This window comes from Flavobacterium sp. NG2, from assembly GCF_034119845.1.
Classification (GTDB): domain Bacteria; phylum Bacteroidota; class Bacteroidia; order Flavobacteriales; family Flavobacteriaceae; genus Flavobacterium.
Window position 1 is genome coordinate 2,799,379 of sequence record NZ_CP139420.1, and the last position, 24,631, is coordinate 2,824,009.

General features: G+C 34.2%; 26 protein-coding genes and 1 pseudogene. 10 read left to right on the forward strand and 17 right to left on the reverse strand.

All coding sequences use genetic code 11. The features are described from left to right. Window positions 1-48: 48 nt before the first annotated feature. The gene (locus tag SLW70_RS11575; protein WP_320888555.1) at window positions 49-1,077 is read right to left on the reverse strand and encodes a formimidoylglutamase; all 1,029 of its coding nucleotides are present in this window, start codon (window positions 1,075-1,077) and stop codon (window positions 49-51) included. 123 nt (window positions 1,078-1,200) lie between these two features. Between SLW70_RS11575 and SLW70_RS11580 the strand changes: the two genes are divergently transcribed. Further along, a complete protein-coding gene (locus tag SLW70_RS11580; protein WP_320888556.1) occupies window positions 1,201-2,094 on the forward strand; it encodes a hypothetical protein in 894 nt (297 codons plus the stop codon). 191 nt (window positions 2,095-2,285) lie between these two features. Here SLW70_RS11580 and SLW70_RS11585 read toward each other — a convergent pair whose 3' ends face one another. After that, on the reverse strand, window positions 2,286-2,630 hold the full coding sequence (locus tag SLW70_RS11585) for an MliC family protein (protein ID WP_320888557.1): 345 nt from the start codon (window positions 2,628-2,630) through the stop codon (window positions 2,286-2,288). A gap of 415 nt (window positions 2,631-3,045) precedes the next feature. After that, complete coding sequence (locus tag SLW70_RS11590) at window positions 3,046-3,351, reverse strand: hypothetical protein (RefSeq protein WP_320888558.1); 306 nt, start codon at window positions 3,349-3,351, stop codon at window positions 3,046-3,048. Between the two features lie 168 nt (window positions 3,352-3,519). Here SLW70_RS11590 and SLW70_RS11595 point away from each other — a divergent pair. Continuing rightward, window positions 3,520-3,744, forward strand: a pseudogene (locus SLW70_RS11595) (group II intron reverse transcriptase/maturase); the annotation flags it as partial. Between the two features lie 62 nt (window positions 3,745-3,806). Here the strand turns inward: SLW70_RS11595 and SLW70_RS11600 are convergent. The 4 genes from SLW70_RS11600 to recG form a co-directional block, all read right to left on the reverse strand. Beyond that, complete coding sequence (locus SLW70_RS11600; RefSeq protein ID WP_320888559.1) at window positions 3,807-4,445, reverse strand: class I SAM-dependent methyltransferase; 639 nt, start codon at window positions 4,443-4,445, stop codon at window positions 3,807-3,809. 12 nt (window positions 4,446-4,457) lie between these two features. Further along, window positions 4,458-4,703 carry a hypothetical protein gene (locus tag SLW70_RS11605; protein WP_320888560.1) on the reverse strand — a complete coding sequence of 82 codons (246 nt, stop codon included), beginning with the start codon at window positions 4,701-4,703 and terminating at the stop codon, window positions 4,458-4,460. Window positions 4,704-5,107: 404 nt separating this feature from the next. Beyond that, window positions 5,108-5,971 carry a bestrophin family protein gene (locus tag SLW70_RS11610; protein WP_320888561.1) on the reverse strand — a complete coding sequence of 288 codons (864 nt, stop codon included), beginning with the start codon at window positions 5,969-5,971 and terminating at the stop codon, window positions 5,108-5,110. 551 nt (window positions 5,972-6,522) lie between these two features. Further along, on the reverse strand, window positions 6,523-8,628 hold the full coding sequence (gene recG, locus SLW70_RS11615; RefSeq protein WP_320888563.1) for an ATP-dependent DNA helicase RecG: 2,106 nt from the start codon (window positions 8,626-8,628) through the stop codon (window positions 6,523-6,525). Between the two features lie 304 nt (window positions 8,629-8,932). Here recG and SLW70_RS11620 point away from each other — a divergent pair, with 304 nt between their 5' ends. Continuing rightward, entirely contained in the window at window positions 8,933-9,478 is a 546-nt protein-coding gene (locus SLW70_RS11620; RefSeq protein ID WP_320888564.1) for a DUF1697 domain-containing protein, read from the forward strand. A 284-nt stretch (window positions 9,479-9,762) separates the two neighbouring features. Here SLW70_RS11620 and SLW70_RS11625 read toward each other — a convergent pair whose 3' ends face one another. Then, the gene (locus tag SLW70_RS11625) at window positions 9,763-10,320 is read right to left on the reverse strand and encodes an acetate uptake transporter (RefSeq protein ID WP_320888565.1); all 558 of its coding nucleotides are present in this window, start codon (window positions 10,318-10,320) and stop codon (window positions 9,763-9,765) included. A gap of 140 nt (window positions 10,321-10,460) precedes the next feature. Here SLW70_RS11625 and SLW70_RS11630 point away from each other — a divergent pair, with 140 nt between their 5' ends. Beyond that, window positions 10,461-10,898, forward strand: a complete 438-nt coding sequence (locus SLW70_RS11630) for a hypothetical protein (RefSeq protein ID WP_320888566.1) — start codon at window positions 10,461-10,463, stop codon at window positions 10,896-10,898. Window positions 10,899-11,014: 116 nt separating this feature from the next. Here SLW70_RS11630 and SLW70_RS11635 read toward each other — a convergent pair whose 3' ends face one another. Then, window positions 11,015-11,752 (reverse strand): diphthine--ammonia ligase, encoded by a 738-nt coding sequence (locus SLW70_RS11635; RefSeq protein WP_320888567.1) that lies wholly within the window; start codon window positions 11,750-11,752, stop codon window positions 11,015-11,017. Window positions 11,753-11,847: 95 nt separating this feature from the next. On the opposite strand from SLW70_RS11635, the gene SLW70_RS11640 reads away from it, so the two are divergent. Both SLW70_RS11640 and SLW70_RS11645 read left to right on the forward strand, forming a co-directional pair. After that, window positions 11,848-12,774, forward strand: a complete 927-nt coding sequence (locus SLW70_RS11640; RefSeq protein ID WP_320888568.1) for a transposase — start codon at window positions 11,848-11,850, stop codon at window positions 12,772-12,774. 10 nt (window positions 12,775-12,784) lie between these two features. Further along, a complete protein-coding gene (locus SLW70_RS11645; protein WP_320888569.1) occupies window positions 12,785-14,866 on the forward strand; it encodes a M1 family metallopeptidase in 2,082 nt (693 codons plus the stop codon). Between the two features lie 320 nt (window positions 14,867-15,186). Here the strand turns inward: SLW70_RS11645 and SLW70_RS11650 are convergent, their stop codons facing one another. Beyond that, the gene (locus tag SLW70_RS11650) at window positions 15,187-15,708 is read right to left on the reverse strand and encodes a hypothetical protein (RefSeq protein WP_320888570.1); all 522 of its coding nucleotides are present in this window, start codon (window positions 15,706-15,708) and stop codon (window positions 15,187-15,189) included. A 118-nt stretch (window positions 15,709-15,826) separates the two neighbouring features. Between SLW70_RS11650 and SLW70_RS11655 the strand changes: the two genes are divergently transcribed. Beyond that, window positions 15,827-16,597 (forward strand): sulfite exporter TauE/SafE family protein, encoded by a 771-nt coding sequence (locus SLW70_RS11655; protein WP_320888571.1) that lies wholly within the window; start codon window positions 15,827-15,829, stop codon window positions 16,595-16,597. 16 nt (window positions 16,598-16,613) lie between these two features. On the opposite strand, the gene SLW70_RS11660 is transcribed toward SLW70_RS11655, so the two are convergent. From SLW70_RS11660 to SLW70_RS11670, 3 genes are all read right to left on the reverse strand, one after another. Beyond that, entirely contained in the window at window positions 16,614-17,033 is a 420-nt protein-coding gene (locus SLW70_RS11660) for a VOC family protein (protein ID WP_320888572.1), read from the reverse strand. A gap of 85 nt (window positions 17,034-17,118) precedes the next feature. Further along, window positions 17,119-17,556 carry a VOC family protein gene (locus SLW70_RS11665; RefSeq protein WP_320888573.1) on the reverse strand — a complete coding sequence of 146 codons (438 nt, stop codon included), beginning with the start codon at window positions 17,554-17,556 and terminating at the stop codon, window positions 17,119-17,121. A 239-nt stretch (window positions 17,557-17,795) separates the two neighbouring features. Beyond that, window positions 17,796-18,044, reverse strand: coding sequence for a hypothetical protein (locus tag SLW70_RS11670; RefSeq protein ID WP_320888574.1), 249 nt, complete (start codon window positions 18,042-18,044; stop codon window positions 17,796-17,798). Window positions 18,045-18,095: 51 nt separating this feature from the next. On the opposite strand from SLW70_RS11670, the gene SLW70_RS11675 reads away from it, so the two are divergent. Beyond that, window positions 18,096-18,440: a hypothetical protein gene (locus SLW70_RS11675; RefSeq protein ID WP_320888575.1), complete on the forward strand. Its 345-nt coding sequence runs from the start codon at window positions 18,096-18,098 to the stop codon at window positions 18,438-18,440. A 293-nt stretch (window positions 18,441-18,733) separates the two neighbouring features. Here SLW70_RS11675 and SLW70_RS11680 read toward each other — a convergent pair whose 3' ends face one another. The 4 genes from SLW70_RS11680 to SLW70_RS11695 form a co-directional block, all read right to left on the reverse strand. Further along, on the reverse strand, window positions 18,734-19,174 hold the full coding sequence (locus SLW70_RS11680; RefSeq protein ID WP_320888576.1) for a CHRD domain-containing protein: 441 nt from the start codon (window positions 19,172-19,174) through the stop codon (window positions 18,734-18,736). Window positions 19,175-19,333: 159 nt separating this feature from the next. Then, complete coding sequence (gene rlmH / locus SLW70_RS11685) at window positions 19,334-19,807, reverse strand: 23S rRNA (pseudouridine(1915)-N(3))-methyltransferase RlmH (RefSeq protein ID WP_320888577.1); 474 nt, start codon at window positions 19,805-19,807, stop codon at window positions 19,334-19,336. Between the two features lie 235 nt (window positions 19,808-20,042). After that, the gene (locus tag SLW70_RS11690; RefSeq protein WP_320888578.1) at window positions 20,043-21,284 is read right to left on the reverse strand and encodes an ATP-binding cassette domain-containing protein; all 1,242 of its coding nucleotides are present in this window, start codon (window positions 21,282-21,284) and stop codon (window positions 20,043-20,045) included. A gap of 64 nt (window positions 21,285-21,348) precedes the next feature. Then, entirely contained in the window at window positions 21,349-22,308 is a 960-nt protein-coding gene (locus tag SLW70_RS11695; RefSeq protein WP_320888579.1) for a cytochrome c, read from the reverse strand. Between the two features lie 252 nt (window positions 22,309-22,560). Between SLW70_RS11695 and nadC the strand changes: the two genes are divergently transcribed. Continuing rightward, the gene (gene nadC, locus SLW70_RS11700; protein WP_320888580.1) at window positions 22,561-23,418 is read left to right on the forward strand and encodes a carboxylating nicotinate-nucleotide diphosphorylase; all 858 of its coding nucleotides are present in this window, start codon (window positions 22,561-22,563) and stop codon (window positions 23,416-23,418) included. Window positions 23,419-23,645: 227 nt separating this feature from the next. Beyond that, window positions 23,646-24,584 (forward strand): YihY/virulence factor BrkB family protein, encoded by a 939-nt coding sequence (locus tag SLW70_RS11705; RefSeq protein WP_320888581.1) that lies wholly within the window; start codon window positions 23,646-23,648, stop codon window positions 24,582-24,584. Window positions 24,585-24,631: the final 47 nt, after the last annotated feature.

Below are 24,631 nucleotides of genomic sequence, written 5' to 3' on the forward strand. Positions count from 1 at the left end.
TAAATAGGCTGTTTTATGCTCGAATAAATTATCGTTGTCAACAAATGATTATTGGTTAGTTTTAATAAAATCAGTTACTAAATAGCCGATTAACTTTCCTATTAAATGGTTGTTTTTTTCTTCGCCTAAATCGGGTGCACCTTCACAAATATGCATATAAGTTGCATTTTTATGTTTTCCAAAAAAAGAAACAAACTGACGCAGTTCTTCAACAGAAAAACCACTTACGGTCATGGCACTACTCGCAATATTTGGAATAGCATCTAGGTCGATTTCAATACCATAAGCATCGGTTTTAATGAATTCGTGAGAAGCCACCATTTCTTGATAGAAATTTTTCTCGGTTCTAATTTTGATGCTATCGTAGGTATTGTAACGTACCCTTTCGTCTGTTTTTTTGATGATATCCAAAACACTTTTTGAAGTGTAGTTTTCGTGTAACCCAAAAATGAAGTATTTCTTTAAAAAACCTTCTTGATAAGCATAAGAAAAACCGTTACCACTATGACGTCCTTCTAAAATTCGAAAATCAGAATGAGCATCAAAGTTAATGGCATTTACAGGTTTTCCTTTGGCAAGTGCCGCTCCTTTAATATTACCGTAAGCGTTATTATGTCCGCCACCGATGATAATCGGAATTTTACCTGATTTGATGATGTTGAATATAATATGAGAAACTTCTTTGTCTATTTTTTCGACTAATTGACTAAGTTTTAAGCGATCGTCTATATTGTTAAAATTCAATCCTTCGGCCTCTTTCATTTGTTCTCGAACATCAACTTCACCCAGTACGATGATTTGATTTCCTTTACTAAAACGATTGTGCTGAATATTAGCAATGCTTTTAATGGCCGTTTTCCAAGCAGATGCAGCTCCAGGTCTTCCAAAATTAGCTTGAATCCCCACATCTTCTGGAATCCCTAGAAGGACATATTTGGCTTCACATGCTTTTAAAAATGAAATTGAGTCTGCTCCAGAAGGAACAGTAATCATTTTTTCGCCAAATTTTATTTCACCACTTCTATGATTTGTAACCTTTGCAAGGTCTTTCGATGTGAATGGTAAAAGGTTTTCCATGAATTTTTTTTCTCAAAAATAATATAAATGTGCTAACTAACGTTATTAGTTGAATATTTATTCATTAAATTTGGAAAATTATTAAACCAGTAGAAAAACTAACAATTAGAAAACAACTAAAAAATGGAAAATCAACAAAGTAATTCAAGTCTGAAAGCAGTTATTGCAGTATTAGCAATTTTATTAGTAGGTAGCTTGGTATATATCTTTAAAATTTCGTCAGATGTAGAGACTGTAAAAACAGAATTGAAAACTACAACTACTGAAAAAGATTCAGTAATGAAAGATTTACAAGATTTAAAAACTACTTATGATGCGGCAATAGCAGAAAACACATCAATGTCTGATGAGTTAATTAAAGAAAGAGATAAAGTTGTAAGCTTAATGTCTGATTTAAGTAGGTCAAAAGGGGATGTTTCAAAATACAAAACTCAGTATTTAGCTTTGCAAAGTAATATGAAAGCTTTGATGGCTGAAAACGAAGGTTTGAAAAAACAAAACACAAAATTAACGGTTCAACGTGATAGTACTAGAGTTGTTTTAGTTGAGGCTAAAAAAACAAACGAAGTATTAGTAAGCCAAAATGATGAATTAGCAAAAACAGTTGAAAAAGGAGCGAAATTGACGGTATTGAACTTAAAGTCATCAGCTTATATTGTTAGAAATCCAGGTCTTTTAAGAAGTACTGAGAAGCAAGTTGAAACAGATAAAGCGTCTAGAGCTGATATGTTGAAAATTAGCTTTACAATTGCTGAAAACCAAATCGCTAAATCAGGTGATAAGACTTATTATGTTCAAGTAATTGATAGTAAAAACAATGTATTGGGTGATAAGAAAACTCAAAACTTTGGTGATAAATCATTGTCATACAGTTTTGCAACAACTGTTAAATACGAAAACAAAACAGTTCATGTTTCTGAAAACTTACCAGGTAAGGATTTTGCAAAAGGAACTTATTTTGTAAATGTTTTTGATAAAGATGTATTGGTTTCTAAATCAAGCTTTGATTTGAAATAATCAATAAACAAGATTAGTAAAAAAGGAGCAATTTGCTCCTTTTTTTTATGCCATTTTGTAAAAAGTATTGAGGTCTTTAAGGGCTGTTTTTTGGAGCGAAAATGTTGTTTTTAAATACGAGTCGTCCTGCGGTCTATACCTGCTATTACTGCACAAGAGTTTGCCGCATTCGACAGAGAGTCTGAGTAAACTTAGTTTTTAAAAACAGTTTGACCGTCTTTAGTCAGTGTAATTTCTTGGCCTTTTCCTCTTAATTCATAGGTGTCGTTTTTGTACCAAATTCCAGAAGCTGGTTTTTGTCCTACTAGTTCAATAGTTTCCCCTTCAAAATGAAGTACAGCTATATCTTTTGTAATGTTGAATGACATTTCAAGTTTTTTACCATCTTTATCAGTAGCCGTATTGGTTACTATATTGTCAGTGTTTTTTTCAACTGTTTCTGTTATTGAATCTTCGTTTTCGGTTTTAGCTGTTTCTTTACAAGAAGTCAAGGATAGTGTTGTTAGGAGTATTGTTGTGATGAATGGTAGTCTCATTTTTAGCTTTTTATTGATAGGATTTCGCTCTAATTGTGTAGGTGACTACAAGTTTAAACAGCGATTAATTCAAATTTAAAGCTCCTATTTAAAATTTCCAAGAATATAGGAAAAGCTTAACTTTTGTGTCAACTAGTAAATTATTCTAGATATCAGCAAAAAAGGAAACAGACTTTGGTAATCGATTCTTTTTTGGTAGTGTGAGCATATGCTCAATAAGAAGAAGGAAATCCAACGGATTTCAATGTTTATAGAAACGGTTATTTTATTGGTATTTGTACGACCCCGTTGGGGTCGAATATGTGGATGATTATTTTTTCTATAAACATTTGACCTTTCCAAGGTCGTTGAAATCCTAATTTTATTGGTGTTTGGGGGATGATAGTTGTGTTATAGGGGAAAATCAGGCTGTTTTTTAGTTCAATTTTACCCCTTGAATCATAATTGTGGATTTGATAGACTTTTCTTTTAGGTACAAGAATTTTTTTCGCTCTTCGTCATTTTTGAAATTATCGAAGTCTTCTTGAGTATTAAATTCAACAAGATGAATTTCATAAGGTTGCTCAATGTTTAGTTCAATTATAGAATCCTCAGTAGGTCTAATTCTTAAGGTAAGTCTGCCGTTGTATTTTAGTATTGTTGGAATGGCAATATTTTCAAATTGATGAAAAACTTCTTCCTGTCCTTCAATTACGTAAATGAGTTGTGTGATGTAAATCATAATAAGAGTATTTGTATTCAGGGGAATAAGTTCTCTTTTGTTTAATATACTTTATGTTATTTCTTTGTGTGTGCCAGCGTGGGGTAAAGTTACCGCGTTGCAAACGCTACGATTTGTTTTTCAATTTAAGTAGGTACTCGTTAAAAACGAGCACCAGATGGGAATGATTGGAAGAAACCTGATAGAAAGAGAAAGAATCTCATACGATTAGGAATTGACCAAGACCATGCTTATGCATTTAGTCGCACTCGTAAAGGCGGTTGGGCAATTGCGCAGAGTCCTATTTTAGGTTCAACCATTACTTTGAAACGCCTAAGGCAAAAAGACTATCAATCCTTGACAGATGTTTACATCGAACTTAATCCACCGTTTTGCGAACCGCCGAGTACGTGACCCGTACGCTCGGTGGTGTGAGAGGCGCACTCCGTTAGTTTCTAGCGGAGCCGTCTACTCGATTAGCGGGTCGTTGTTTTTTCACGTTGTAATTTTGCTTTACTTTTTCCGCATTTGATTAAGTGAAATGGGTAGTTTTCCGTCACTTCGGTTACTTCAAAAAGTCCAAACTTGTCAAATTCTTCTTCAATACTTTGCTTGTCATAAAAGAAGATTTTAACTCCACCAAACATTTCAAAACGGTCTTTACTAATTAGTGTCCCTTGTCTATATGTTTGTGCATCCTTAGTTATAGCCGTAAAAATCATAAAACCGTCTTCGGTCAATTGGTTAAAGCAGTCTTGGATAAGTTTTGCTCTTTCATCTTTGTCTAACAAGTAAATTAAACCGTAGCAAAATATTCCATCATACAATTCTTCGTCAAAAGGAATATCTGTTACCGAACCGTGATAAATTTTCAATTCGTTTCCAAAATGATTTTTAGCCAAATCAATTGCTGTCTGCGAAATCTCAATACCAGTAACGGTCATTTCGTTTTCAATGAAAATTTGAGCATTTCGACCGTAGCCAATTCCTGGAATAAGAACATTTTTTACATTATGTTCAACAAAAAAGTCCTTTGTCAAAACCGTAGATTTCGCAGGTTCTAAGCCCCACATTTCTTGCTTGTCCTGAAATGCTTGTTCCCAAAATTCTGTCATAGTCTGTTTTGTTTATACGCAAATCTTGTCTTCCAAAATTTCAGATTTATGTCCTAATTTTTGTAAAGCAGTCAAAATACTCTGCCTTTCAATTTTATATCCTTCAACTCTCAGGACTGTATGTCCACAAGGGTATGATTTTTCCGTTTCGTTCAGGTCGTAGTTAATTTTCAAATCAGGATTATTTGTTTTGAAATAGTCCAAAACGTGTTTTGCTTGAATTTTGGTTTCAATGTCGGTAATAAATATTTCTGTCATTGTCTTTGTGTTTTTGTTGTTGTGTCGTTTTACAATGCCCGCTAACTTGTATATACTACTGATATAGTCAGACATATACACCTATATTTGGGTAGACATGTCTGATAAACATCAGATTTTATTTTCCCCAAACATACAATATAATCCCTAAAAAATACTTACAAGTAGCATTTCAGTTATCAACATTATTCAAAGATAATTCCTTCTTTACCAAAAACCTTACGGTTAACCATAATGACATAAAATAATTCACAAAACGCCTAGCCCCGGTAGGAGTGAAAAGCGTAAGCAGGTTGAAAACCACTTTTTTCTGGTGGTGGCAGAGCGACCGCAGGAAGCTCCTGCCAACGCCTAGAAAAAGGGTTTGAAACCAAATACCTTGTAACGAATGACGGGAATAGCTCCTAAATCAATTCCTCGACATGTTTTTTGATGTTTTCGGCTATTTTTCGGGTGGGTAAATCGTTGGCATCGTGACCGAAGGGTTCTTCGATTTCTTCGGCAATTAATTCTAAACTCGCCAAAACGTAAAAGATAAAAACCACCACCGGAACGACATAGTAGCCTAGATTAAAGACGTATCCAAAAGGCAGGGTCATGACGTAGAAAAAGATAAACTTCTTCAAGAATACGCTGTAAGAATAAGGGATGGGCGTGTTTTTGATGCGTTCGCAAGCGCCACAAATATCAGTAAAAGATTGGAGTTCGCTATTGATGATGATGAGTTGGTCACCCGTAATTTTTTGTTTTTTGTAAAGTTCGTTTACTTTTTGAAACATCATTTTGGCCACTTGGTTGGGGCGGTGCGTGTGATGATCTAGCGGATAATCAAGTTCTTCGGACAGTTGATTTCCAGTTTCTTCGTCTTTTAAATGTTTGTTGAGGATGGAGGCGTAACTCGGAATCATTTTGCGGAAAAAGGCTTTGTCTTTGTCGTCTTCCAAAATCGCATTCAGCTTCAAAGCCAGATTACGACTGTTGTTGACCAAAGCGCCCCATAATTTTCGGCCTTCCCACCAACGGTCGTAAGCGGTATTGGTCCTGAAAACCAACAATAACGAAATCACAAATCCCAACATGCCGTGCATCATAGAGATGTTTTTGACATGGCTGTCATCAGGCAAATGCCAATATTCTATTTCGAGGTAGCCCACAGACGCTGCGTAGCCCCCAATCAAAACCATCAAGGGAAATAATTGTCGGAAGGTATCGGCTTTGTGAAAACGGAAGATGAAGGTGATCCAGTCTTTGGGGTTGTATGAAATCATGTAGTTTTTAGTACAAATATAGCGGTTTTTGAAAAGAAAGAGAGTTAACACAAAGGTCACTGAGGAAGCAGGGAGGGCACAAAAAAAGAGTTGGTAATCTATGTGCTTAATTTTGAAACATATAAGTCATTGAAGTAAAAACAGCCAAAAACGCAAAATTTAGAACAATTTAGATATTTTGCAATCTGTGTGGTAAATTTTTGAAACATATAAGTCATATAAGTAAATGTGAACTTTAGCTTTTAAGTGCGTTTAAGTTCAAATAAGTTTAGTTACATTTCTATCAATTAAAAAAAAAACAGCAAATATTTAGCTTAAAAACCTTTGTGCTTTTAGTGCTTCCTCAGTGACCTTTGTGTTTAAAAAAGCTTACTGCACTTTGCGAAACCTTAGCACGCTTTGCTGTTAAAATAACTTTGTGTCCTCTGTGCTTCCTTAGTGACCTTTGTGTTAAAAAATCTTACTGAACTTTGCGAAACCTTAGCACGCTTTGCTGTTAAAATAACTTTGTGTCCTCCGTGTTTCCTTAGTGACCTTTGTGTTTAAAAAAACTAGCTAATATAATTCCATATATTTTTCTTCTTGGACAACTCCAAGTAAATCGACTTTATGATTTGGTTTTCGGGTTGGGTTAGGCTTACATCTGTTGAAAGGATTTTTTGTGCGTGGTAGCGGGCATGTGACAAGATTTCTTTGTCTTTCACGATATCAGCGATTTGTAAATTGAGGACCCCGCTTTGTTGGGTTCCCATCATATCGCCAGGACCACGGAGTTTAAGGTCGACTTCGGCAATTTCAAAACCGTCGTTGGTTTGCACCATCGTTTCCATTCGGGTGCGGCTGTCTGAACTTAGTTTGTGGCTAGTCATTAGGATGCAATAACTTTGTTCGGCACCACGACCTACGCGGCCACGCAACTGGTGGAGCTGTGAGAGTCCAAAACGCTCAGCGCTTTCGATTATCATCACAGAGGCATTTGGAACGTTTACACCTACTTCAATTACAGTGGTAGCGACCATGATATTGGTTTTTCCTTCGGCAAAGCGTTTCATCTCGGCATCTTTATCAGCGGGTTTCATTTTGCCGTGGAGGATGGAAATAGCATAATCGGGGAGAGGGAAGTCCCTTGAAATGCTTTCGTAGCCGTCCATCAAATCTTTGAAATCCATTTTTTCGGATTCTTGAATCAATGGATATACAATGTAAATTTGGCGCCCAAGAGCGATTTCGTCCCGAATGAATTTCCAAACTTTCAAGCGGTTGCTGTCAAATCGATGCACGGTTTTTATCGGTTTACGTCCTGGAGGCAATTCATCAATGATAGAAATATCCAAATCGCCATACAAACTCATTGCCAACGTTCTAGGGATAGGCGTAGCGGTCATTACTAAAACGTGGGGTGGAATAGCATTCTTTTTCCATAGTTTAGAACGTTGTTCCACTCCGAAACGGTGTTGCTCGTCAATTACGGCAAGACCGAGATTATGGAATTTTACTTTGTCTTCTAGTAAGGCATGTGTTCCTATCAGGATTTGTAATCTACCGTTTTCGAGTTCTTCATGTATGATTTTTCGAGTTGAAGTTTTGGTTGAGCCTGTTAGTATTTTGATATTTAAATTCAGTTTATTAGCGAGTTCTGAAAGTCCGATAAAATGCTGGTTGGCTAAGATTTCAGTTGGTGCCATCAAACAAGCTTGAAAGCCATTATCAATCGCTAATAAAATACTCATAAAAGCCACAATTGTTTTTCCTGATCCTACATCTCCTTGTAGTAAACGGTTCATTTGGGCGTTGCTGCCCATGTCGGTTCTAATTTCTTTGATCACTCTTTTTTGTGCTCCTGTGAGTTCAAAAGGCAAATGGTTTTGGTAAAAATCATTGAAAAAGTCACCCACTAAAGTAAAAGGATGTCCTTTGATTTTATGTTTTTGAATCAGATTTTTCAGGATTAACTGAATCTGAATATAAAAGAGTTCTTCAAATTTTAAACGAAATTGGGCTTTCGCCAAAGCTTCGGCACTGGTTGGGAAATGGATATTGAACAAGGCTTCACGCTTTGAAATTAACTTCAACTCTTGCGTGAGGTAATCGGGTAAAGTCTCTAAAAATAAGGCTTGTGTTTCTTGAAATAGTTGTTGCATCAACTTATTTACCACCCGATTGGTAATGCCTTTGTTGGTCAGTTTTTCAGTCGATGGATATACAGGTTGCATAGCCGAACGCAAACTTTGTTGGTGTTCTGAGAGCAATTCAATTTCGGGATGCGCCATATTGAATTGGCCGCTAAAAGAAGTGCATTTTCCAAAGATGACAATCACTTCATTCAACTTTAAAGATTCCCGAATCCATTTGTGACCTTGAAACCAAACCAATTCCATTTTGCCCGTATCATCAATAAAGGTAGCAACTAATCGTTTTCGGTTTTTACCGAATTCTACTGTTTTAAGATGGATGATTTTCCCAATGATTTGAACCTCTGCAACGGTATTTTGCAATTCGTTGATTTTGTAATAGCGGGTTCTATCGATGTATCGATTGGGGTATAAATTGATTAAATCACTGTATTTATGAATTCCCAATTCCTTACGAAACAATTCCCCTCGATGTGGGCCAACGCCTTTAAGGTATTCGATAGGAGTAAGGAGGAGATTGTTCATTAGGCAGTGATAAAAACGAATTTTTAATAGTAAAGCGAAGATAGTTTTTTGTTTTTAATTTCGGAAATGCAACAACAATCTACTTCAAGGAAAAGCAAGTGTTAATTTGGCCACGAATTCACGAATTAAAAGGAGATGTTGTGAATATTAATTTAATCAAGTTTCGAAATCATTATAAATCAAACACTAAAAAATTCGTGAATTCGTGGCTTTTTAAAAACTGATAGATTTGAACTATTTGTAATTAGATAAAAATTGGGAATTCATTTTTAAACGAATATCTTTGAAAAATAAACAGACAACAATGACAACGCATCTCGCTTTACTACGTGGAATTAATGTTTCAGGTCACAATATGATGAAAATGGAGGTTTTGAAAACAACCTTGGAAGGAATTGGATTTACGAATGTACAAACCTATATTCAATCAGGAAATGTTTTTGTCGATACGGAGGAAGAAAATGCAGCAAAGGTTGGTTTCCAAATCAAACAGGAAATCTTCAAAGTTTTTGGTCATGAAGTTCCTGTGATTGTTATCAATAAAGCGGATCTAGAAGCTTGTTTTACCAATAATCCTTTCTTAAAAGAAAAGGATGCGGATATTAAAAAATTGTATGTGGCTTTTGTTTCGGTCGAATTAAAGCCAGAAAATATAAATGATTTGAAAATTAGTCAATTCAAACCTGATGAAGCTAGGATTGATGGTAACCGAATTTTTATTAAATATGCTGTAGGCGCAGGAAAAACACGCTTTGATCAGAAATATATTGAGAAGAAGCTAAATGTGTCGGCTACGATTAGAAACTGGAATACGGTTACACAGTTGCTAAAAATGTATGAAGAACGGTAGTTTTTTTAACCACAAATTACACAAATTCAAAAAAGCATTAAATTACACTAATTTTTAAAATAAAATTGGTGCTAGAAAAAATATCATTGTAAAGTATAAAAGCCTCGTTAATAAAATAGTAGCGAGGCTTTTTTTATGGTTTAATAAAAGTAATAATCGTTGTAAACAGCCCCGATTGAAGTGAAAATCCTTTTCCTTTTTTCTTTCAAAAAAGGAAAAGATTGCAACGAAAAGCGGGAGCATAGTTTCCTAAAAACAAAATCGTTCTGCTCCTGAAAATTATATTAATATGGAAGTACTTTTTCGTTCTTAACTTCTTCGAGTAATTCGGCCATAGCCAAGTAAATAGCGCTTGAGCCACAAATAACGCCTAGACCACCTGCAATGATTCCAATGGTTTCGTTTCCTGTTACTTTATTAAGTGTTAATAGAAAAAACAATAGGGTTAGGGATAGGAAAACGAATTGTTGCACTTTGCTACCGCCCCAAGTTCCCCACCACATAAATCCAGTGAAAATCCCCCAAATTCCTAGATAACAAGCAAAGAAGGTAGCGGGAGTTTCTTCGGCTGCTTTGATACCTAAACCTGGTAAAAGCCAAATGCCAACTAGAGAAAGCCAGAAAAAACCATAAGAGATAAAGGCGGTTCCTGCGAAAGTTTTTTCTCTTTGGAACGATAAAATTCCAGCTATGATTTGTGCAATTCCACCATAGAATATCCCCATGGATAAAATGACGGCGCTAACAGGGAATAGTCCAAAATTGTGAAGATTTAGTAAAATCGTTGTCATTCCGAAACCCATTAACCCTAAAGGAGCTGGATTAGCTAGTTTGTTTTCCATAAATTATTTTTTTTGGTTAGTCTTTTCCAAAAATAGGATTTATTTTATGATATCCTAGAGTAAATCAAACCATAAAAATAATATGGACTAACAAACGCAACCTTTTCATGATGTCTAGCTCTATCTAGAAACTAAACCCCATGAAGCGACTACTATTATTATTTGGATTTGTATTGTTAATGACTTCCTGCTCTTGTTCACGTGATTCTGACGATGAAGCGATTGAGGATTATTATTTAGGAAGTTGGGAATTAGTACAAATGACAGGTTCTTTTCATGGTTCTGAAACCACTGGTCAGGACATGGAATGGCAAGAGCGTTATCAGTTTAATAAAAATGGTTCTTTTACCAAAAGAAGAACTACTAATAGTGGGACAAAAGAAGCTCAGGGTACCTATTACATTCGAAAACTAGCTGATGAAGTAACCTTAATGTTGCGTTATCCAGAGGATAATGATATCGTGGCCAGTTGCATTTCGCAACACGAGGAAGTTCTTTATTTTACTGATGATAAGTCCTTGTCAGGTTCTTGGTCAGCTTGTGATGGTCCAGGATTGCTTTATAAAAAAGTGAAATAGATTTCTGTTTAGTTTCTAGGAATTTTAGCCACGGATTGAAAGGATTAACACAGATTAATCTTTTTAATCCTTTCAATCTCTAGCTAATTAAAATAGCTCTTTTATTCTATAGTGGTTTATTTTTCTACCAAATCACAATACCAAAAACCAAAATCATAAGCAGTTGTATCGTTTGTATCACAAGCGGTATTGGATGGTTTTGTGTCTTTTGGTTTTTCATATTTACGATATACGACTTCTCCAATTTCAAAGGCTACTGGTTTTGAGAATATTGGTCCATCAAAAGTAAAGGTGTGAAATTCTCCATTTTCACCACAGACATCAACTCCTTCTGGTAAGTCATTGATGAAATCTTGATCAATAACACGACCTACAAAGCTTTTATCAAGGTATTTTTCATTGACACAAACTACAATGGTTTTAAATCCTAATGCAATAAACTCCTGAATCAAATCGGTTGTTGGGATTTTCCATAAAGGGAATAGTCCTTTGAAACCCATTGTTGCTAATTTGTCTTCCCGGTATTTACGCAAATCTTCCAAAAAGATATCACCAAAAATGGAATGGGTAATTCCTTGTTGTTTAAGTTTGGTTAATGTTTTTGACATCACTTCCTCATAAACTTTCATCGTTGGCATTTCTGGAATTTGCATGATTTCAAGTGGTAATCCGATGCTTTGTGCTTGCTGGTGTAACAATTCGACACGTACACCATGCATAGAAATACGTTGAAACTGTTGGTTAACACTCGTCAACAAACAACTAATTTCAATATCAGGATTTTGTAATGTTTTGTATAAGGCTAGAGCAGAGTCTTTTCCGCTACTCCAGTTGAATAAGGCTTTTGTTTTCAATGGGGTTTTCTTGTAGATTCAGGGGGTAAACTTACGATAATTTGCAGTTATTTATTTACGAAATTTCAATAAATTTGAGTTAGCTAATTTTACTGATGACACTTTTTAATTATAAATATAGAATAGAATCGAACCGATTGAAAAATTGGGATTATTCTAATGAAGGCATTTATTTTTTAACGCTTGTTTCTCTAAATAGGGAATCCATTTTTGGAGAGATTGTAAATAATGAAATCGTTTTAAATGATTTAGGAAAAATTATTGAGACTGAAATTCATAATTCGGTTCGGATACGGGATAAATGGATTTTTCATAATTGGGTTATTATGCCCAATCATATTCATTTGTTAATTGAAATAAAAGAGGAGGTTTTAATTGAAAATTATTTTTTGAATAATACGATAGATGTTGATAAAGAAAAGGATAATGCGGAGAGGCACTGCAGTGCCTCTCTACCTGTCGATGTAAGAGATCATGATGCTAGAGGGGATTTCGATAATGTAAAGAGGCACTGCAGTGCCTCTCTACCTGAGGGCGAATCGAATGGTGATAGAAAGGAAGAATGTATCTCTCAACCTGCGGAGGTAAAGGATTGTGATACCGTACAAAATTGTGATAGAGTAGAGAGGCACTGCAGTGCCTCTTTATTTCAGGTGGACGAAAGAAATCGTGATGTTATAGGTGATTGTGATGGTGTAGAGAGGTACTGCAGTGCCTCTTTACATATAGATGAAACAAATCATATTACTACGGATAAACGTGTGCATTTACCAATAATCGAACCAATAAACAGTCCAAAATTTTCCCGAAAACCAAAATCTATCTCCTCTTTCGTCGGTCAATTTAAGTCGGTTACAACCAAAAAAATGAATATTCTTAAGGCTACTCATAAAGAAATTATCTGGCAATCGAATTATCATGACCATATAGTGCGTAACTTTGAGTCCTTTCGAACAATTTTTTATTATATCAAGAACAATCCTAAAAAATGGGATGAAGATTCTTTGAAAAAAGCCAATTAATTATATAAGCATGGTTAAATACCTATTTCTTTTTCTCTCCAGTTTTATTTTCGCACAACAAAGCCATTCAGTTGATTTTAAAAATTGTTTAGGAATAATTACATTAAATACCCAAGAAAAATCCATATCAGGGCAGGTGAATTATGAATTTGAAGTGTTGCAGTCGATTGACACCATAAGGATAGATGCTCAAAAGATGGCATTTGAAAATGTCAAATTAAATGGAGAAGCTGTTGTTTATAGAAATACGGGGACTCAATTACAACTGATATCTAAATTCAAAAAAGGAAAAAATAAATTAGAATTTGACTACAAAGCTTTCCCTAAGCAGGCCTTATATTTTGTTGGAAATTTTGAAGGAGGGAGTTCGGCTATTGCTTCTCAGATATGGACACAAGGACAAGGAAGGTATACCAGTAACTGGTTTCCAAGTTTTGATGATGTGAATGAGAAAGTAATTTTTAAACTTCAAATTACTTTTGATAAAGACTATCAGGTGGTTTCGAATGGTGTTTTGAAGGCAAAAATAGATTCGATAAAGCAAACCACTTGGAGCTATGAAATGTGCAAACCGATGAGTTCTTATTTATTGATGTTAGCGATTGGGAAATACGATAAATATACCGCTAAATCGAAATCAGGACTTCCGCTAGAAATGTACTTAGAAAAAGAAGAAGCGGCTAAGTTTGAAACGACCTATCGTCATTCGGTTGCTATTTTTGATTTTCTCGAAAAGAAGATAGGAGTGAAGTATCCTTGGAAGGTATATCGTCAGATTCCTGTTCGTGATTTTTTGTATGCAGGAATGGAGAATACCAGTTCGACTATTTTTTCGAGTCGGTATGTGGTGGATTCGATTGGTTTTGAAGATCGAAGTTATACGAATGTGGATGCACATGAATTAGCCCATCAATGGTTTGGAGATTTGGTTACGGCTGAGAGTGGAACACATCATTGGTTGCAAGAAGGCTTTGCAACCTATTATGCGTTGCTAGCAGAAAGAGATATTAAGGGAGATGATTATTTTTATTCCAAAATGTATGAGTCGGCACAGCAATTAAAATATGCATCTCGAACCGATACGATTCCCGTTTTGAACGCCAAAGCGAGTTCGTTGACTTTTTATCAAAAGGGAGCTTGGGCATTGTTTGTTTTGAATGAAGCTATCGGTGATAAAGCTTTTGCGAAAGCGGTAAAAAGTTATTTAAAGAAACACCAATATCAATCGGTTACTACAAATGATTTTTTTGAAGAAATTAGAAAGGTATCGAATTTCGATTTAGTTTCTTTTAGTAAAGTTTGGCTTGAGGATTACCGATTTAATACGCAAGAAGCGAATAAGTTATTGTTGAAAAATAAAATGATGCAATTGCTGTTTGAAGTTGAAAGTTTGAAAGCTACGCCTTTAATCGAGAAGCAGGATTTCTTTAAAAAAGTCCTGCAATCGGAAGTAGATTCATTTGTCAAAAAAGCCATTGTTAATCAATTAAAATCAGAAAAATTTAAAGCTAAAAAAGAGTTGTTAGAGTTGGCTTTAGCTACCCAAGATATAGCCGTCAGACAAATTGTAGCAGTGAGTTTGCCAAAAATCTCGGAAGATTTCCGCTTAGAATACGAAACTCTTCTACATGATAAATCGTATCAAACACAAGAAATTGCTTTGTATTATTTATGGAAAAACTTCCCAGAAAAGCGTATTGATTATTTGAATCAATCTAAAAACTGGATTGGATTTAATGACTATAATTTAAGAACGTTGTGGTTGTCATTAGCATTGTCTACTTCCGATTATTTGGCCGATAAGACTGTTCTCATAAACGAACTGATACAGTATTCATCACCAAATTACGAAGCGATAACGCGCCAAAATGCATTAGAAAAATTGGTAGGTTTTCGATTGACGAATGATGAAGTACTTAAGAACTTAGTAAAAGCGAAAACACATCATATGTGGCAGTTTTCTAAATTTGGTCGTGATACAATACGAAAAATGCTCAAAGAAGAAGGAATGAAAGCTTCTTTTGAGCATGTTTTGTCAGAATTAAATGAAGCGGAACAATTTCAGTTAAATCGTTTGTTGAAAGAGTTATAGATCAAGCCAATGATTGTGTGTTTTTAACCACAAATTACACGAATTAGCACAAATTGTTTTTATTTAAAATAATAATTACACTAATTGAAATTGCTTTTTAAAGGAAATGTAACTTTTATAATAATAGTTAATTAATTAAAAAACATTTATGTACATCTTCATTCTTAATGAGGGAATGATGTTTAAAGTTGTTTGACAACTTTTTTTAAATTAGTGTAATTAGCAAGGTTAATAAATTTGTGCTAATTCGTGTAATTTGTGGTGTTTTTTTTAATTTTTTTAAATAAAATATTAGACTCTTAGTAGAATCGAAATATAACCTACCACAACTCACTCACTTCGTCTTTGATAAAAGCGATAGCGGTACTACTGGGTGCTATTTTTTCGAATAAATCATTCAAAACGCGTTCTCTTAAACTATCTGCATCAGTTACTTTTTCGTTTTGTGCAGCCATGCGAATCATTTGTATTGTGGCATTTTTGGCAGTTAGTATAACCGACCAACATTTTGCCGATATGTAAATTTGCTGAGCCAAATTATGTTCAAACTCTTGTTCGATTTGGGCTATTATATAGTTTTGGTATTCTGTTTTGTCATTTGATATCGGTTGGATTCGAACCAATAATTGCGAAGGATTAATGCGTTCCATAAACAAAGTCATACGCTCATACGCTTGTAAGCGTAGTGGTAAAACAGCAGGTTTGGTTTCTTTTTGCAACAACCAACGTCTTGTATTTTGTTGGTCTTTAAAATGAGCATCAAATAAATAGTAAGCAACTCCTCCAGTAATTAAAGAAGGAATAGTATACGATAGTAATTCTATAAAATGGGATGTATTCATTATTTCGTGATTTTTAAGTCACAAAAATATACTTTTTTGGATAGAATTAACTTCAAATGCTGTGTTTATATCCATTTTGGAATCTTACTTTTGCAGGATTATTTTTTAATGGTTTAACATGGAATCTTATATCCTAATTTTACTTTGTGTTGCGGCTTTTGCTGCTGGTTTTATTGACGCCATTGTAGGTGGAGGTGGATTGATTCAAACGCCTGCAGGATTGATATTATTGCCAAATTTGCCTGTCTCTACAGTCATTGGTACACTTAAAATCCCAGCCTTTAGTGGCACTTCTTTCGCTGCTTTTCAATATTTAAAAAAGGTAACGATGAATTGGCGATTATTATTTTTAATGATGCTGATTGCTTTGCCCTCTGCTTTTGCAGGCTCCACTTTGTTGACATATATGAGTAATGATTTTATGAAGCCGTTGCTGCTTTTTATTCTTTCGTTGTTAGCTATTTATACCTATGCAAAGAAGAATTTTGGACAGCATATCGAAAAAAACATGACTCCTCGCCAGCAAATTATCAATGCCGCTTTGATTAGTTTTATTGTAGGTTTCTATGATGGTTTTATAGGGCCAGGCACAGGAAGTTTTTTTGTCGTAGCATTTATAGCCTTGATGGGATTTGACTTTTTGCATGCTTCAGCCAACGCCAAGATGGTTAATTTAGCGACAAATTTTGGGTCAATCTGCTTGTTTATGCTCAAAGGAAAAATCATTTGGTTAATCGCAATTCCTATGGCTGTAAGCAATGCATTAGGAGGATGGATAGGTGCCAAATTAGCAATAAATAAAGGGAATCAATTCATTCGTATCTTCTTTTTAATCGTTGTTGTGGGGACCTTAGTCCGTTTTGCGTATGATGTTTTTTGGCTTAGATAAGCAATCGTTTTTCTATTTATGCTTTCATTAATGTCTCAATATCAAACTTAGTCATTTGCATAAAGACCTGCATTACCCTAGGAGCTTTTTCAATATCAGCCATTAATCGGCCTAAAATAGTGGGCACTATTTGCCAGGAAACACCAAATTGATCTTCTAACCAACCACATTGTTTATAGACGCCATTAGTGCCTAATTTTTCCCAATAGTGATCAATTTCTTTTTGAGTTTCACATTCTATCACATAAGAATTTGCAGGCGAAAACTGGTATTGAGGACCTCCATTCAATCCCATAAAAGGATAGCCATTTAATTCAAATCGCACCACAATATTGTTTTCGCTTATTATTTTCGAATTTGGAAAAATAGCACAATAATAGTCTGCGGCCACTTTCGCTTGACCGTCAAACCACAAGCAAGGATATAATGCATTCATAGTTTTTTATTCTAGATTAGTTTTATTAAAAAAATGTGTGCTAACATCATTTTTTAAACAACGTTTAAGAGGGGATAAAGTTTCATTATTCAGTAGGGTGATGATTAAACATCCAACGAATTCCATATCTATCCAAACAACTTCCCCAATAATCACCCCAAAACATATCTTGTAAAGGTTCGATTTCAGAACCACCTTCTGATAAAGCATTAAACAATCGTTCCGTCTCTTCTCTGCTATCTGGCTCTAGATTAATGTGAATATTGTTACCCGCAATTAGTTGGTGTCCCATAGATTCAACAATGTCAGTTGCCATGATCTGCGTTCCTCCCAAGATGGGTAGGCAAGCATGCATTACTTTTTTGCCGTCTTCTTCTGAAAATTGAGGATTTCCGTCTTGTGAAGGAACGTCTTTGATGTACATAATAGGTCCTACAAATTCAGTTTTGAATACTTTTTTGTAAAAAGTAAAGGCTGCTTCTGCTGTACCAGGGAAATTAAGGTAGATTGATACTTTTGCCATGGAATATAAAATTTATCATTCAAATATTATTGTTTATACTTAATTATTGAGGAATACAATTTAGTTAAATATATTAGGATATTTTAGTGAGTTAATTGTTGTATTACCAAAACTACAGAATTACTAAAAATAAACAAAGGATAGATAAAGTATGTTTCATTAACAAATTGTCTCAGTTTGTTTGGTAAAAGCAAGGTACTGTTTGTATTTGCTATTGATTAGAAACGAGCAAAGAAATGCTATTTTTTGATTTCTAATTTGGCTTCACCATCTTCTACACTAACATTAGTTTCTTTTTTTTCGTCTTTAGTTTGGATATTTACACCATCTGAACCAATACTTATTGAAGTGCCATTGGCTTCTTCATTTGGCTCTTCAGATGTTGACTCAACCTGTGGAGGCGGTGGCGGACTGTGCTCTTTTTTATCTCTACAGGACACAATTGTCAGTACTGAAAGTACACCAAAAATCATCGTTATTTTTTTCATTTTGATCTGTTTTAAATTGGTAAATTAGTAATATACAAGTTACTAAAAAAAATGAAGTCTACTATTTATAAAAAAATAGAATCGATTATTCAGCTACCTTTTATGAATGAAACTTTTCATTCAGGTGCTGTTTGTTTTGCAGATAGTGAAGAGTTGCGAGATGACTTCAAACTTTATTTTACAAATTATGACTTAATTAATTACATATATGGTGTTGTTGTTCAGGTATATCCTAATCAAAATTTGAAATCTGTGACCGATTTTAAAATTCCTTTCCCAGCAAATGTTACTGCATTTTGGGAAACTGTGGAAGTAGGTAAAAAACACCGTCAAAAAAATCCAATTTCGGTTATAGAACTTGCAGATTGCTCTGATTTCAATTGGGTTGATTCGTAGTTTTAGAAGCAGAAGGAATTCGTTTCCAAAATAATCAACAGTCCCACCATTCACTTCAAGCTTTGTGGGTTTCAAACCATTTTCTTGAATAGCTAGGAGCTTCCGTTGGTCGCTCTACCTATACAAGAAAATTATGGTTTGCTCCTCCACAAAGGCTTTCCGTTGCTGTTGGGGCTAGGAGTGATGTCTTGTTTCCAAAATTTATTTTATAAACTGCATTATGATTTTTTTTAAAGCATACAGGTCTTTGTCCTATGGGTAATCAAGGTTAAAACTGGAGCAGTTTTTAAAAATTACTGCATAATTAATTGGCCTCTAATTTCACCCCCACTATAAGCGGAACTATGCAGGTTTACATAGTAAAGATTGGCTTTTAAATCTGCTTCCTGCTCAGTGGTTAAAGCAACGCTAGTATAATTAATAGGAGAAATAAAAGTGCTAAATCCAAATACTGGTGAACCGCTTACCCCAACAGCTCCTTTGTGTATGTGGGCATTAGTTACCGTTAAACCGGTATAAATAACATTAACAGTAAATATTTTAGTAACGTTATCAAATGTCAAAACTGCCGTACCAGTTGCAGTTGAAGAGTTTGCTGGAACTTCGCTAGCGCCATTTAGGACAGCTTTAAAAGTAATCATATTGTTGGTTTTATTATCATCATCGTCTTTATCACAAGATGAAAAACTAACAAGAACAAGTAAAAGAAAAACTAACTTCAGTATAGTTTTCATAATAGTTCATTTTAGAGGTTGGTAAATAGTTATTTAAACATTAAATTGGAATAAATATTCATATAAATGTAATGAAAATAAATTATTTAAAAACCTAAAACCTAACTTAATATATTGAAAATTAGTAATTTAATCTGAAATTGAGTAAGGCGGTAAAGATTATTGATGGTGATAAGGTTCGTTTCTCAAAATTGTAAAACCACGGTATAATTGTTCGATGAAAAAAAGTCGTACCATTTGGTGAGAAAAGGTCATTAAGGAGAGTGAAATTTTTCCTTTGGCTTTGGCATAAACCATATCCGAAAAACCATAAGGGCCACCAATAACAAAAACTAAAGTCTTAATACCAGAGTTCATTTTCTTTTGTAATTCTTCTGAAAAACCAACACTCGAAAAGTTTTTACCGTTTTCGTCTAATAAAACCAGTTGGTCGGTTGGACTTATTTTAGATAAAATGAGTTCACCTTCTTTTTCCTTTTGCTGACTTTCAGATAAGTTTTTGACGTTTTTGATATCGGGAATAATCTCTAAGTCAAACTTAATGTAGAAAGACAGTCTTTTGGTATAGTCGTCGATTAAGGTTTGTAATGCTTTATTGTCGGTTTTGCCTATGGCAATGAGTTTGATGTTCATGGGAAAAGGTTCTAAAAAGCAAAGATAGAAAACTAGTTGAAAAGGTTTAACCGCAAAGTGCGCTAAGTTTTTAAAGAAGCCTAGTAAGATATTTTAAATTTCTTTAATTTCTCAAATTTGTGTTTCCTTTAACCGCAAAGTGTACTAAGTTATTCGTAAAGTCCTTTAAAATTTTTTTAATTCATTAAATCTGTATTCCTTTTTAGCGCATTTTGCGGTTAATTAATCACTCTGGTTACTCAAAAGTTCGGATTTGACCTATTGACCCAGTTTCAGTTGGTGTTAATTCATAAACGGCATTGGGTGCCAAAAGTTTTTCTATACGATGAGAAACAAATAGAATTGTAATCTCCGTTTCTTGGGCTAAATGAGAGATAAGTTGGGTTACTAATTCGACGTTTTCATCATCGAGTCCTTCTGTTGGTTCGTCTAGAATTAATAATGGCGGGTGTTTGAGTACAGCACGAACAATCATTATCAGTCGTTGTTGACCAATGGAAAGATCGAGAAATGATTTTTTCTTCAGATGAGTCATGTTAAGAAAATCGAACCATTCGTCAGCTTTTTTTTGTTGTAGGGTGGAAGGTTGTGTATATAAACCAACAGAATCAAAAAATCCAGAAAGAATCATTTGTTCTACAGTTTGTTTTTTTTGAAATAAATCGGTCATGGCGGTGGCGTATTGTCCGATGTTTTTCTTGATATCCCAAATACTTTCTCCACTTCCTTTTTTCATACCAAAGAGATGTAAGTCTTGTCCGTAGCCTTTGGAGTTATCTCCAGAAATTAATGAAAGGATGGTGCTTTTTCCTGAACCATTTGGTCCTATAAGTTGCCAGAATTCTCCTTTTTTGATAGTCCAATTGATATTGTTTAAAATAGGTCTTTCATTATAACTTACCGATAAATTATTCATTTGGATTAATACCGTTCCAGGACAAACAATCGAGTCAATGGATGAAGGAATTGGTTTTAATGTAAAAGGGTTTGAAGTTGATTCTTTTTGTTTTATGGGTTCCAGCACAAACGAATTGTCCTTTATTTGTCGTTTGTTAATGACAAAGGGCAATACATCATCAAGACGATTAATGAGTTGAATAAATATAATATGTTGTGCTAAGTTTTCTAATTGTAATACCAATTCTTTCCTGGAAAAATGATCCAAGTGGTCTAGCGGATTGTCCAGTATAATAAAGTCAGGTTGTTGTTTTATACAGTATTTTAGAAATGCTTTTTTACGTTCTCCCGATGAAAAAGTTCTTAGTTGGCGATGGGTTTCAGGTGCGGCTTCAACTGAATCGTATTGATATTCCTTTTCAATGAATTTTTCGATGGCTAAATCAGAAAAAAGAATCCCTTTTTTAGAATTAAAAGGTTGCAATTCACCATTAGCATTTTGATTTATGAGACTTGTGATGAAATCTTTTTTGGCTACTTGATTACTTAAAAGGATATCCCAATGTTCGAGTTGTTGCATTTATTAGTTTTAGGGTTAAAATTACTTCTTCAGTTTATAACAAAAAAAGATTTAACAAATAAAATTAATTGGCTTGCGACTTTTGCACTTTGTTTTTTATTGGAGGAATCGTTTGTAAATAATCATAAATAGCAGCAACTTCTTTGTCTGTAAGCAGTGTATAGGGTGTCATAGGATAAGCTAAACTGGTTTTATCATCGACTATTCCAAAGCGTACTGCTTTGATGAATTTTTCCTTTGACCAATTTCCGATGCCTGTTTCTTTATCTGGTGTTAAATTAGGTGTCAGCATTACTTTTCCGTCTCGGTTTAAGGGCTTGTTTCCACCAGCAAAATATCCTTTACTTAATTCTGGTTCTAAAAAGTTATTTGTTTTAAAATCGGCAGAATGACATGAATAACAATCTAAATTGATTGCTAAATATTTTCCAAGTGCAACGGTGTTTGTAGTGTCTGGAAGTTGAATTTTTTCGCTAGGTAAAGGAAAAGGTTTCCAAGCAACACGGCATAATAATTTAGTTAAAAAAGCTGGTTTTGTGGGGGTGTCAGGTGTTGGGTCTGCTTTCATAAGTGGGTCATCTGATCTTAAAAAGGAAATGATTGCGTTTATGTCATCATCCGCCATATGGGGTAATTTAGCCATATAAGGAGGCGTATATTGTCCATCTTTTTTTACACCTGTTCGCAATAAGTATAAGATTTCGGCATCCGTCCAATTTCCAATTCCATATGTTTTATCTTGAGTAATATTTTGAGAATAAATTTCTCCAAATTCTGTAGGAGCATCGAGCATTTTGGTTCCTGTAAGTTTGCCTGTTTCGTGATTCATATGGCAGTTTGCACAAAGCATTAATGCTAGTTTTTTACCTCTTTTAATGGTTAATGAGTCACTTTTTACTTGATAATCTATCTTTAAAGTCTCGTATTTTGGAACATCGGTTGCATTTATGTAGACATAACCAGCAGCAGCAATGGTAAATAAGGAGATAATCAAAAGTCCGATAATTTTTAAAATTTTTTTCATGTTGCAGATTGTTTTAAAAAAAATAATAGATTTTTCGAAACATAAATTTACAAAAAATTAACAAGTGTTTCTTATAGTTCTTTGTTTTTTAGAGTGTTATAATTTTTTATTATAAATAAAAACTACTTTTATATAAATGGAATGCGTAAGTAGTTGTACTTTATAGCTCTAGTATTGCATTTCATTATACCTATATTCTTTTATATCCACAAAATATATTCTAATTTAGCCTTATATTAAATTTCTTTAAAAATGATTAGTGAATCACAATTTCAAGACGAGTTACAAATTTTAATTGCAAATGCTATCCGTGAGGATGTAGGGGACGGAGATCATAGTTCGCTAGCTTGTATTCCTTCAGATGCACAAGGTAAAGCGAAATTATTGGTGAAAGACGAAGGGATTATTGCTGGTGTGGCTTTGGCTAAAATGGTTTTTGAATATGTTGATGCCAGTTTGAAAATAGAAACTTTTATTGCAGATGGTACGCCAGTAAAGTTTGGTGATGTTGTTTTTCATGTATCAGGAAGTTCACAATCGATTTTGAAAGCCGAGCGATTGGTGTTGAATTCCATGCAACGTATGTCGGCTATTGCGACGAAAACCAATAGTTATGTGCAACTATTAGCAGGAACCGATACTAAAATATTAGACACACGTAAAACAACACCAAGTTTTCGTGTGGCCGAAAAATGGGCCGTAAAAATAGGGGGTGGCGAAAATCATCGTTTTGCACTCTATGATATGGTGATGTTAAAGGATAATCATATAGATTTTGCAGGCGGAATTAGTTTGGCGATTGCTAAAACTAAAGAGTATCTGAAAAGAGAAAATCGTGACCTAAAAATAATTGTTGAAGCTAGAGATTTAGATGAAGTTAAAGAAATAGTAGCTAGCGGTGGTGTTTATCGTATCCTTTTGGATAATTTTGATTACGAAATGACAAAAGAAGCGGTGAAACTTATTGGTGATCAATGCTTGACTGAATCGTCAGGGAATATCAATGAAGATACGATTCGTCAATATGCTGAGTGTGGAGTGAATTACATTTCTTCAGGCGCATTAACACATTCTATTTATAATATGGATTTAAGTTTAAAAGCATTTTAGAACGAATATTGGTTGTGATTGATGATTATATTTAAACACATAGATCTTTCTGGTGACAAGCAGGAACATAGATAAAAATGGAATAGATAGTCCAAATAAATTGGGTTCACATAGCTATGATTTACTAAAAAGAAGCAAAGTGCCTTACTTTTTTCTAAATAAAAAGATGCCCCTATGTGTTTTAAAAACTATAAATTGAATTACTCTAGCAATAAATTATATCATTAATGTCAGCAGAAATTGAAGAAATATTCAATCGGGTTCCTATACTACGAAACTTAGTTAAGGGATTAAAAAAAATAAAACTTCCAAAGTTAGAAGGACTTACGCTCTATGATTTACTTGAATTATATGGGTTAGGGCTGACAGAGAGTGCTTTTTCTAATCGTGCTGGATCAATTGCGTTTAGTTTTTTCATGGCATTATTTCCTTTTGCTTTATTTATTTTAAATTTAATACCATATATCCCAATTGAAGGATTTCAACAAGATTTTTTAAAATTTGTTGCTGATGGTGTACCGCCAAATACCTTTTCTGCTATCGAAAGTATTATTGACGATATTTTGAATAATAGTCATTCAGGCTTATTATCAACGGGTTTTTTCTTGTCTATATTTTTACAGGCTAATGGATTAAATGCGATCCTTGGGGGATTTGAAAAATCAGCTCATGTATTGGTAAAAAGAGGATTTTTTCAACAATATTTAGTAGCATTAGGGATGTCGTTAGCTTTGTCATTTTTATTAATAATTACCGTAGCAATCATTGTTGTTTTTGAAGTTGTTATTCAATTGAAAGCAGTTCAAGACATCCTCAGTGATAGTATTCCAATGATTATTTTAGGAAGGTATGTTTTTTTAGTTTTGATGGTTTTAATCACAACTTCCATTTTATTCAAATTTGGGACAAAACATAAATACCATGGTGCATTTATATCAGTTGCCTCAGTGTTTACAACTGTTTTGACAATTGTAATCTCCTATTTTTTTGGAGTATGGGTGGTTCATTTTTCTAAGTATAATGAATTGTATGGGTCTATTGGAACGTTGCTGATTGTGATGTTTTATATTTGGATCAACTGTATGATTTTATTATTAGGTTTTGAGTTGAATGCGACCATCGATAAACTCAGAAAAGATAACGCTAAAAACCGAATTGAAGATTAAGTTGTCTTAGCTTCTGTTTGTAAGGATTTGTTATTCAAATGCAAAAG